At 40.0% G+C, this 11,959-nt stretch carries 10 protein-coding genes; all 10 read left to right on the plus strand.

The genetic code is table 11. From position 1 onward, the window contains the following. The first annotated feature begins 575 nt into the window (after positions 1–575). Positions 576–1,289, plus strand: coding sequence for a head GIN domain-containing protein (locus ABZB17_RS14385; protein ID WP_372651033.1), 714 nt, complete (start codon positions 576–578; stop codon positions 1,287–1,289). Between the two features lie 73 nt (positions 1,290–1,362). Continuing rightward, complete coding sequence (locus ABZB17_RS14390; protein WP_372651034.1) at positions 1,363–2,076, plus strand: head GIN domain-containing protein; 714 nt, start codon at positions 1,363–1,365, stop codon at positions 2,074–2,076. Between the two features lie 491 nt (positions 2,077–2,567). Beyond that, positions 2,568–3,938, plus strand: coding sequence for a DUF5723 family protein (locus ABZB17_RS14395; RefSeq protein ID WP_372651035.1), 1,371 nt, complete (start codon positions 2,568–2,570; stop codon positions 3,936–3,938). Positions 3,939–3,946: 8 nt separating this feature from the next. Further along, positions 3,947–4,219: a DUF4834 family protein gene (locus ABZB17_RS14400; protein WP_045025999.1), complete on the plus strand. Its 273-nt coding sequence runs from the start codon at positions 3,947–3,949 to the stop codon at positions 4,217–4,219. A 572-nt stretch (positions 4,220–4,791) separates the two neighbouring features. Then, complete coding sequence (locus ABZB17_RS14405) at positions 4,792–6,327, plus strand: glycine--tRNA ligase (RefSeq protein ID WP_372651036.1); 1,536 nt, start codon at positions 4,792–4,794, stop codon at positions 6,325–6,327. A gap of 141 nt (positions 6,328–6,468) precedes the next feature. Further along, positions 6,469–7,860 (plus strand): RNA-binding domain-containing protein, encoded by a 1,392-nt coding sequence (locus tag ABZB17_RS14410; protein WP_372651037.1) that lies wholly within the window; start codon positions 6,469–6,471, stop codon positions 7,858–7,860. Next, positions 7,853–9,001: a glycosyltransferase gene (locus ABZB17_RS14415; RefSeq protein WP_372651038.1), complete on the plus strand. Its 1,149-nt coding sequence runs from the start codon at positions 7,853–7,855 to the stop codon at positions 8,999–9,001. The genes ABZB17_RS14410 and ABZB17_RS14415 overlap by 8 nt, the downstream gene beginning before the upstream one ends. 2 nt (positions 9,002–9,003) lie before the next feature. Continuing rightward, on the plus strand, positions 9,004–10,296 hold the full coding sequence (locus ABZB17_RS14420; RefSeq protein ID WP_372651039.1) for a glycosyltransferase family 4 protein: 1,293 nt from the start codon (positions 9,004–9,006) through the stop codon (positions 10,294–10,296). Between the two features lie 61 nt (positions 10,297–10,357). Next, positions 10,358–11,566, plus strand: a complete 1,209-nt coding sequence (gene wecC / locus ABZB17_RS14425) for a UDP-N-acetyl-D-mannosamine dehydrogenase (RefSeq protein ID WP_372651040.1) — start codon at positions 10,358–10,360, stop codon at positions 11,564–11,566. A 4-nt stretch (positions 11,567–11,570) separates the two neighbouring features. Then, positions 11,571–11,959: UDP-N-acetylglucosamine 2-epimerase (locus ABZB17_RS14430; protein WP_372651041.1), on the plus strand; the 389-nt coding region annotated here is incomplete at its 3' end.

Genomic DNA, 11,959 nt, shown 5'->3' on the forward strand with positions numbered 1-11,959 from the left:
AAATTGTTCCATTGCTAAATTGTAAAACTGAAAACTGGGACTGTATTAAACTCAAAGACACTAAGAACTGAACCATATTAGGTACATAGGACACAATAGATTTGTATACTACTGCTAAATTGTTCTATTGATAAATTGCTAAACTGTTCACTGCGACTGCCAACTGAAAACTTTCCTCCCACTTCTGAAATCAGCAATCGTTAATCTTTATTCGAAATTCAAAGTTCTGCATTCACTACTCATTCACTCAATAACTCATTCGCAATACTACTGCTAAATTGTTCCATTGTTAAATTGTAAAACTGAAACTGCGACTGAAAACTGCAAACTTTCTTCCTCATTCACCCAATAACTCATTCAAGAAACTTCTGCTAAACAGTTCTGTTGTCAAATTACTGAACTGCTAACTGCGACTGAAAACTTTCTGCTGCAATCCAAAATCGTTAATCATCATTCTACATTCTCGGAATTCAATTCCTGCTTACCGACAAAATACCCCGGTTTAACGAAATAATTTCCTGTGTTCGACTGGATTGCAATAATTTGCACTACAATTATAAACCAAACAAAGAATTATGAAACAGTTTGTAGTGTTCCTTTCCGGAATCATTTTATCACTTTTTACTACTTCATGTTTATTGCAGTCAACTGTTAAAGGAAATGGCAATGTAACAACCGAGGAGCGAAATCTGGAGGATTTTAATGCTTTAAATGTAAGCCGTGGGATGAATGTTTACGTCACCATGGGAAATGATTATAACGTGGTGGTTGAAGCCGATGAAAACCTGCACAACAGCATTGTAACCGAATTACGCGGTGAAGAACTACATATTAAGGCTATCGACATCATCCGAAATGCAAGCAGCCTAAAAGTATTTGTTACGCTTCCACAGCTCGAAGCGGCAAAATCATCATCGGGCAGCAATGTATATTCCGAGAATATTTTAAACGTAAAAAATATCGACCTGGCCGTTTCTTCGGGAGCCAATTTAACCTTCTCGCTTAATGCGGATGAGATAGATGCAAAGGCCAGCTCGGGGTCAAATATTTTTCTCGAGGGAAATGCCGGTTCGATAAGTGCCAAAGCCAGCTCGGGATCGAACATTAAAGCCGGAGATTTAAAAGCAAAATCGGCCCGGGCAAATGTTAGCAGCGGCGCAAACATTTGGCTACGTACCGAAAACGAACTGCAGGCAACTGCCAGCAGCGGTGGCAATGTATTCTATAATGGCAACCCGTCTGAAACCGAAATAAGCAAATCATCGGGCGGAAATGTGATAAAAAATTAAAAGCAACTGTAACTTTCCATTTTAAGGAGCGTCCTTTTAACAGTCTCAATTCAAAAAACATAAAATAACGCACATGAAGACATTCTCAAAATTTTTATTTCTGTTTATGATAGCTATTACAAGCTACGGAACAGTACTTGCAGGGAACAGCGACGAAACCCAAACGCGACAAATAAGCGGTTTTAATGCTATAAAAGTCTCAACCGGAATCGACTTGTACCTTACAATGGGCAACGCCGAAGAAGTAAAAGTTGTGGCCGACGACGATATAATTGATGATCTGAAAACCGATGTAGAAGGCGGAACGCTTAAAATTTACATGAAACGTAATAACTGGTTTAACTGGGGAAGTGGCAACCAAACAAGAAAAGTTTATGTAACCGTAAAAGAGTTGAACGAACTTTCGGCATCGTCGGGCTCTGATGTGGAGTCGACAAATACCCTGGAAGGCGAATCGCTTGAAGTAAGCTGCAGCAGCGGCTCCGATCTGAAAATAGAAGTTTTTTACAAAAATCTGTCGGTTGATACCAGCAGTGGCAGCGATGCCAAACTCCGTGGCAAAGTAAAAACACTTCGTGTTGATGCCAGCAGCGGCTCCGATATAAAAGCCGGCGAGCTTGAATCGGCAATTTGTTATGCCAACGCCAGCAGCGGTTCGGATATTACCGTTAGTGTTAGCAGCGAGCTTTATGCCAATGCCAGCAGCGGATCGGACATTAATTATCATGGGAATCCGGATATCAGAGACATCGACGAATCGAGCGGTGGCGATGTAAGCCAACATTAGTTAGCAGAACGCTGATGACGCGGATAGTTATGATTTTCGCTTGATACGCTTAGCGTATTTGCCAAATCAACATCGTTAATATTCCTGTTTCAAATAAATCATGAATATTAAACTGTTATAAAGGTTCACAATCCTTATTGTTGCACTGAAAGCACTACTAAAATAGAATCCCGGAGAAATAACTTCGGGATTCTATTTTTTTATAAGCGGATTTTTGAGTCTATTTTGTTCAGTCATCTTACCCAAATTGACTTATTTCTTTTTTGTTTTCTGCGTAAATCAACCTAAATCCGTGTTATCTGTGTTCCAATTGGCGGGCGGTTCCGCCTTTTTTTGTGCCTGTAATTGTACTAACTCAATAGAAACCATATTTTTGCGTTGTAATATTTAGGATAAAACAAAAAGATAAAATGATTTTCCCAAAGGGAGATGGTTATTTGCGTGTTTCCCGCCACTGGCGGGTTATCGTATAAATAATCGTTAATACACAAATGAAAAGCTTAACCACAAAAGTAGGATTCATAATCATTCTGTTTGCTGCACTTGGCAGAGTACCTGCATCGGCACAAAACGGAAATCCACTGCAGTTTTTGTCGGAGGTAAGTCAATCGTCGCAATCAAATCCGGCCTTTCATAATAAAACCGAAAAACTGGTGATCGGTCTTCCTCTTTTATCGGGTGCCGTGCTTCACTGGAATGCTAATTTCTCGTCCGATTATTTATTTACCGAAAACTTTGAATATAGTTTCGATCATTTTTATACGTCGTTGGGCGAACCCGGCGATGCTAAAGCAAATGCAACACTTCCACTTGTATATTTAAGTCACCGAAACGATAAACGAACCTTGAGCTTTTCCCTGTCGGAACGGGTTCTGCTCTGGGGAAATTTTGATCACGAGTTTCTGAAGTTTATCGATCAGGGGCTTCTACCCTATTATGGGAAGGAAGAGGAATTTGGCCCCATCTCGTTTAAAACACAATTTTACAGAGAACTGTCTTTCTCGTATGCCAAACAAGTTACGAAGAAATTGAGTATTGGAATACGACCAAAAGTGTTGTTTGGCCGCTTTTTTTACGACATCGAGAACCTGAATGTAGTGATACAAACCGATGAAGACAGGCAAGTGCTGCAAGTTATTCCAAACGGAGATTATCGGATATCGGGACCAATTGATGTGAAGTACGATCCGGTTATAGGTAAAACAAGCATTAATACCGATTTTACGGCCGGAGATTACTTTTTTAAGTTCAAAAATATGGGAGCCGGCATCGATTTGGGATTTACCTACCAACCGAACAAACAAACTACCGTTGCAGTGGCAATTGCCGATATTGGTTTTACCACGATAAACGACAAGGCTTTTAACAATACCTTTGTTGGTTCGATAGATTACACTCGTCTTTACCAGTCTTCCGACACGGCAGCAGCCTACTATTTTGAACCCAGAGCTGCCCTGGAGGCCCTAACCGATTCGTTGCCTTATAAAACAATCGCCGAAGCCTTTACCCAGCGCCAGTACGAACTGCTTCCGGTAAGACTGAACCTGATGGCAACACATCATCTAAATGACAAAATGAAGTTAAACTTTTCCGACAACCTTACCTACTACAACGGAGAAGTCAGTAATTATCTGGCGGCCTATTTCAATGTTCTTTTAGGAACCCGATTCGAATTAAGCAGTGGGCTAAACCTTTATAATTTAGGGCAGGTTATGCCCGGTTTTGCTTGCAGCTACACGGCCAGAGGTGTACAACTTTACCTGGCAACAAATAATATCTTAAGGCTGGTGCAACCATCTAAAGCAAAAAATTTAAATTTGTCGTTCGGTGTGAACTTATTATTTTCCACCGAACCAAATTAGTTTTTGTTATGGCATTATTTATTACACTATACCTGGTAGGCTTCCTGCGAACTCTCGTTATAATTGCTGTTATCTACTTCGGATTTCGTTTTGTTGTGCGCTATATTTTTCCTAAAATAATTGATAAGGGGATGAAAAATATGCAGCAAAAAATGCAGGAGCAGCAACGTCAGCAGCAACCCAAACGCCCTGAAGGTGAAGTTACTGTTGAAAACCGGCGTTCAAATAACAGGAACAACCCGGACAAAGGCGAATATGTTGATTTTGAAGAGGTAGATTAAAAACATGGACTGAAGGACAGATTTGTTGAAGGATTGATCAGCAAGTTACATCAGGCAAAACTGAATGGGTTATTGTGTGAATGAGGAAAAAGTGAATGACGAATGTTGATTCACGATTTTGGATTTCAGAAGTGGGAGGAAAGTTTTCAGTTTCCAGTCGCAGTTAACAGTTTAGCAATTTAGCAGTATGAGTTGGCAATCGGCAAACAGCAATATGCAAACAGATTAACCTTCAAGAGTTTTTGAAAGCTTGAAGTGTTTAAAACCTAATATTCCTATGTACCTAATGTGGTTCAGTTCTTAGTGTCTTTGAGTCTTTGTGTTTGATACGTCGCAGTGAACAGCTCTACAATTTAACAATCTCCTCCTACCTTAAAATCAATCTCTTTTCAACCTACTTCAATCTCTGCGGAATTTTCATTCCACATTTCCTCATTCACTCATTCTTTGTTCACTCACTAACTAATTCTCCTATTAATCTTTAATCACTAATCCTTAATCTTCCGGCTCTCTCTCCTGTACTTTAGAATTTTATCCTATTTTTGCGTTCACAATTCAGAAATTATAGTTAGATGGCACAGGAAGATATTTTCAAGAAATTAGTAGCACACTGCAAAGAATACGGATATGTATTTCAATCGAGCGAGATTTACGACGGGCTTGGAGCAGTGTACGATTACGGACAAATGGGTGTTGAATTGAAAAACAACATCAAAAAATACTGGTGGGACAGCATGGTGCTGTTGCACGAAAATGTGGTTGGTTTAGACTCAGCCATTTTTATGCACCCCACAATTTGGAAAGCATCGGGCCACGTTGATGCTTTTAACGATCCGTTAATCGACAACAAAGACTCGAAAAAACGCTACCGTGCCGACGTACTTATTGAAGACCAGCTGGCGAAGTACGAGGAAAAAATGAATAAAGAAGTGACCAAAGCCGCAAAACGTTTTGGCGAATCTTTTGATGAAAAACAATTCCGCGAAACCAATCCTCGCGTTTTGGCCAACCAGGAAAAATGGAATAACCTGCATACACGTTTTTCAAATGCGTTGAACGATAACGATCTGGCAGAATTAAAACAAATAATTGAAGACGAAGGTATTGTTTGCCCGATTTCAGGCTCACGAAACTGGACTGATGTACGCCAGTTTAACCTCATGTTTTCTACCGAAATGGGATCGACTGCTGAAGGTGCTTCAAAAATTTTCCTTCGCCCCGAAACGGCCCAGGGTATTTTTGTGAACTACCTGAATGTGCAAAAAACCGGACGTATGAAAATTCCGTTTGGAATTGCCCAAATTGGTAAAGCTTTCCGTAACGAAATTGTAGCACGTCAGTTTATTTTCCGTATGCGCGAGTTCGAACAAATGGAAATGCAATTTTTTGTTCGTCCCGGCAGCGAGCTCGACTGGTTCGAAAAATGGAAAGAAACACGTATGAAATGGCACCGTGCCCTTGGTTTTGGCGACGAAAACTACCGTTTCCACGAGCACGAAAAACTGGCGCATTATGCCAACGCTGCTGTCGACGTTGAATATAAATTCCCATTTGGGTTTAAAGAGGTGGAAGGTATCCACTCGCGTACTGATTTCGATTTATCGCAACACGAACAATATTCGGGCAAAAAAATTCGCTACTACGATCCGGAACTTGGCGAGTCGTACGTTCCGTTTGTTGTTGAAACATCGATTGGTGTCGACCGCATGTTCCTGCAGGTAATTTCTGCAAGTTACTGCGAAGAGCAGCTGGAAAAAGATACACGTGTAGTACTGAAATTACCTCCGGTACTGGCTCCGGTAAAACTGGCTGTTATGCCGCTGGTTAAAAAAGACGGTCTGCCGGAAAAAGCCCGCGAAATTATCGACGACCTGAAATTTGATTTCAACTGTCAGTACGACGAAAAAGACTCGATCGGTAAACGTTACCGCCGTCAGGATGCCATTGGTACGCCGTTCTGCGTAACAGTCGATCATCAAACAAAAGAAGACAACACAGTAACCATCCGTTACCGCGACACCATGGAGCAAGAGCGAGTTGCCATTGCCGATTTGGGTAAAATTATTGGTGAGCAGGTTAGCTATAAGAAGTTGTTTGGGAAGCTGTAAACATCTACAAAAAATTATACAAAAAGGGGATAGGCATTGCGCTTATCCCCTTTTTATTAAAAAACAAAACCTGAACTGTTTAGGTAAATTCTAATATCTTTATCCATCGAAACAAAATAATCGCCAATTCATCTTATTAGAATGACAAATGATGATTTAAAAAATATTATTGCTCAAGGAGAAAGTAATACTGTTGAATATAAACAGTCATTCAATAAAGCAGTAATAGAAACAATCGTCGCATTTTCAAATACTGACGGAGGAAAAATTCTGATTGGAGTGAACAACAAGGGAATACCGACAGGAATCTCCATTACGGAAGAAACAATTCAGAAATGGTTAAACGAAATAAAACAAACTACCGAACCTGCAATAATTCCCGATACCAAAATCATTAAATATAACAACAAAACAATTGTTGTATTTTCGGTTAACGAATTCCCTATAAAACCTGTATCGTGCAAAGGCAGACACTATATAAGAAAAATGAATTCAAATCATATCTTATCTGCCGATGAAATTACCGAACTTCGACTTACAAGTCTGAATTATTCGTTTGATTCATTTGAAGTTGACACAGACTTTGAAGAATTAGATAAAGATGCCATCGAAGTCTTCCGTAACAAATCCGGTAATTCAGGCCGATTCCAGTTATCAGGCAACATTAAACACGATTTTGCCAGGCTTGGTTTAATTAAAAACAACAGGCTAACACGGGCCAGCGAGTTGTTATTCGGGCACCACCTGACGAATATTCACCTGGGACGTTTTAAATCGGAAACGACAATTATTGATGATTTAATGATTCGAAGCCCCTTGGTTCTGGCGGTAGAAGAAGCATTAACATTCATCAAGAAAAATATCCGGCTTGGTTTTAAATTTGGGGGAACAGGTTTACAACGAACTGAACATTGGCAGTATCCCATTCCTGCGATCCGGGAATTATTGCTAAACGCCATTGTTCATCGCGATTATTCCACCCCTACCGATGTTATTGTAAAGATTTTTGACGAAAGCATTGAAATTACAAATCCTGGGAAACTCATGGGAGGACTTAAAATTGCAGACCTTTATACCGACAACTACATTTCCCGACACAGGAATAAACTGCTTACAGAAGCTTTTTACCTTACAGGCGATATCGAGAAATACGGAACAGGATACAAAAGACTCAGAGAATGGTTCTCGGACTATCCCGACTTACAGTTTAGCGTCTCAGATTTAAGTGGTTATATCCAGGCTAAAATTACATTGTCATTGACTAACAAAAAGAATGAGCCTGTAAATGAGCCTGTAAATGAGCCTGTAAATGAGCCTGTAAATGAGCCTGTAAATGAAAGACAGAAACAGATTATCAATCGAATAAAAATTGATCCGTCGATAACCATTGCCAAACTTGCAATAGCTTGCAGTGCCGGAAGAGAAACGATAAAAAGAGACCTCAAACTATTACGCGAACTTAATATTATCCAAAGGGTTGGAAGCGCAAAAACCGGATATTGGGAAATTGTAAAACCAAAACAAAATGACTAAGGAAAAAAGAAAAATTGCCATTGTAGGTTCGGCCTACCCCCTCCGAGGCGGTGGAATTGCTACTTTCAACGAACGAATGGCAAAGGCTTTTATCGATAATGGCGACGATGTAAAAATATACACATTCAGCCTCCAGTACCCATCTATCCTGTTCCCCGGAAAAACACAATATTCAGAAGAAGAACCTCCTGAGGGACTTGATATTGAAGTGATGGTTAATTCCATCAATCCTCTCAACTGGATAAAAGTTGGAAGATACCTTAGAAAACAGGCTCCTGATTTGGTAATTCTGCGCTACTGGATACCGTTTATGGGGCCTTGTTTGGGTACTATTTCCAAAATTGTCAGAAAAAACAAAAAAACCAAAGTAATCGCCATAACCGACAATGTAATTCCACACGAGAAAAAGCCGGGCGACACTTTACTATCAAAGTATTTCATAAAAAATGTTGATGCTTTTATCACGATGTCGAAAAGTGTGTTGAACGACTTGAAGCAGTTTGATACAGAAAAACCACGAAGTTATACTCCACACCCGCTCTATGATAATTTTGGAGCAATAATTCCCAAAGAAACAGCAAAGGAACAGCTCGCCCTGGATACAAATACTAATTACATTCTGTTTTTCGGATTTATCCGCGATTACAAAGGCCTGGATATTCTTCTGGAAGCTTTCGCCGACAAGAAACTTCGCGAACTTCCGGTAAAATTATTGATAGCCGGAGAGTTTTATTCCAAACCGGACAAATACCTGGAGATCATAAAAAAGCATCAACTGGAAGAGTACATTGAACTGCGAACTGACTTTATTCCTAACACCGACGTTCACAAATATTTTTGTGCTTCAGATGTGGTGGTACAGCCCTACAAAACAGCCACACAAAGTGGCATTACACAGGTAGCTTACCACTTTAACAAGCCCATGATAACTACAAATGTTGGGGGATTGGCAGAACTGATACCCAACGAAAAAGTGGGCTATGTGGTAAATACCGACAAGCAGGAAATAGCTGATGCCATAGATAAATTCTATGAACTAAATAAAGAAGAAGAATTTAGCCGCAATGCCGCCGAAGAGAAAAAGAAGTATTCGTGGGAGGTGTTTGTGGCGAATTTATTACATATCTACCAATCACTTTAGCAATGAAGAAAGTCCTCATCATAACTTATTATTGGCCGCCAAGTGCCGGAGGCGGAGTAATGAGGTGGCTAAAAATGTCAAAATATTTACCCGAACACGGCTGGCAGCCCATTATTTATACGCCTGAAAATCCTGACTCCTCTGTAGATGACGAAAGTTTACTACGCGAAATTCATCAAGACAGCATAATAATCAAACATCCAATCTGGGAACCATACGATGTGTACCGACGTCTTTCCGGGAAAAAGAAAGGGACAAAATTTAAAGCCGGTTATGTTTCTGAAGCTTCTACAGGTAACTGGAAAAGTAAACTATCTGTTTTTATTCGAGGAAACTTTTTAATTCCCGATCCAAGAAAATATTGGATTAAACCATCGATTAAATATTTATCAAAATATATAAATAAGAACGATATTGATGCCATCATTTCAACAGGACCGCCACATAGTATGCATTTAATAGCCTTAGGTTTAAAAAAAAGATTTCCGCACATTAAGTGGATCGCCGATTTTAGGGATCCCTGGACCAATATAGATTTTTATCACAAGTTAAGATTAACTAATTGGGCAGATAAAAAACATAAAAGACTGGAGAAAGAGGTTTTATCGAAAGCAAATCATGTGGTTACCGTTACTCCCCGTTGGCAAGAAGAATTAGCCAATATCAGTCATCGAAGAATTGACCTCGTGTACAATGGATTTGATCATGTTGATTTCGAGAACTTAAGCCCTGATATTGATGCAAAATTTTCTATATCTCATTTTGGCTCCTTCAATAAAGACAGAAACCCGGAATCACTGTGGATGGCCTTAAATGAAATGCTGGCTGAAATCCCTGAACTCCGGGAATTTCTTTCCATACAGTTAATTGGACAAACCGATGATTCGATCATTCATTCAATCAAAAAAGCAGGCTTAGCTAAGTTTCTAACCAATATCGACTTTCTTCCTCATAATAAAGGAGTGGCCTTATTAAAAAAATCTCAGGTGTTGTTATTACCCATCAATAATGCCCCAAATGCTTTGGGAATTATACCTGGCAAGATGTATGAATACATAGCTCTTAACAGGCCAATACTAGCAATTGGTCCGACAGAATCTGACTCTGCACAAATCATTTCCGAAACAAATTCCGGTATTTGTAAAAATTTCGAAGATGTAGAAGGCATAAAAAGTACCTTGCAATTGTATTTTAATCATTTTAAAAAAGGAACGTTAAAAACAAATTCAAAATCCTACGAAAAATACTCCAGGAAAAACCAAACCGCTAAATTCGTTAGGTTACTTAACAAGTAATGGCATTGTTATACGTTCTTTAATCTTCAAAAAATCTAAATTTGGCCTATAAACTTACCATATGAGATATTGTTTCGAAAATGCAGTAATGCTTGGCCTGGGTTATATCGGGCTTCCAACCGCCGCTTTAATGGCAAAAAATGGGATAAATGTGTTAGGCGTTGATGTTAACCCCGAGGTAGTTGAAACGGTAAACAAAGGAGAAATACATATCGTTGAACCCGAATTAGGAGGTTTGGTAAAATACGTAATCGAAAATCATAGCCTGAAGGCTTCAACAGCTGCCACCCAGGCCGATGTTTTTTTAATTGCTGTTCCTACTCCATTTAAAGGCGATCATCAACCTGACATTAGTTTTGTGGAATCGGCAACGCGTATGATCATTCCTTTCCTGCGCGAAGACAACTTGTTTATTATCGAATCGACAAGTCCGATATACACTACCGAAAAAATGGCGAACCTGATTCATAAAGAACGCCCGGAGTTAAAGGATAAGATCAATATTGCCTATTGCCCCGAACGCGTGCTGCCGGGGAATGTAATTTACGAGTTGGAAAATAACGACCGGGTTATTGGAGGAATCAATCCCGAATCAACAAAAGCGGCCTGTGCATTTTACCGCAAATTTGTAAAATCTGAACTACATGAAACCAACGCCCGCACTGCAGAAATGTGTAAACTGGTCGAAAACTCCTCCCGTGATGTAAGCATCGCGTTTGCCAATGAACTATCACTCATTTGCGATAAGGCCGATATCAACGTATGGGAATTGATTCAACTGGCCAATAAACACCCCCGGGTAAACATTCTGCAACCAGGAACCGGTGTGGGTGGACACTGCATAGCAGTCGATCCCTGGTTTATTGCATCCGACTTCCCTGAAGAAGCGCGCATTATCCGAACAGCCCGCGAAATAAACAATTATAAAACGCTTTGGGTAATTGAAAAAATTAAGAATAACATACTCCAATTTCAGAACGAAAACAAACGCCAGCCCGTTGTGGCGTTAATGGGACTTGCCTTTAAACCAAATATCGACGATTTGAGAGAATCCCCGGCCCGAACAGTGGCTGATTCACTGGTAAAATTTGAAGAAGCCAGCTATATGCTGGTTGAGCCTAACATTAACAAATACAATGGAACTGGTTTAACCAATTATATAGATGCCTACGAAGAAGCCGACATTATCGTTTATCTGGTGGCGCACAAAGAATTTCTTGAATTAGAACCAAAAACCGGAGAACTGGACTTCTGCGGGGTAAGAAAATAAGTAAATGAAGAAGAAAATATTATCCGTTTTTGGAACCCGGCCCGAAGCCATTAAAATGGCTCCACTGGTAAAAGAGCTGGAAAAAAATAAAGATATATTCGACTCGAAAGTATGTGTAACCGCCCAACACCGCGAAATGCTTGACCAGGTGCTGGAAATTTTTGACATTCACCCGGATTACGATCTCGATATCATGAAACCCAACCAGGATCTGTACGAAATAACCAGCAGGGTTTTGCTGAAAATGCGTGACGTACTCGACGATTATCAACCTGATGTGGTATTAGTGCACGGCGATACCACTACTTCCTCCACCGCTGCTCTTGCTGCCTTTTACAAACAAATTGCTGTAGGGCATATTGAAGCAGGACTTCGTACAGGCAATATATATTC

Source organism: Draconibacterium sp., assembly GCF_041583095.1.
GTDB lineage: Bacteria > Bacteroidota > Bacteroidia > Bacteroidales > Prolixibacteraceae > Draconibacterium.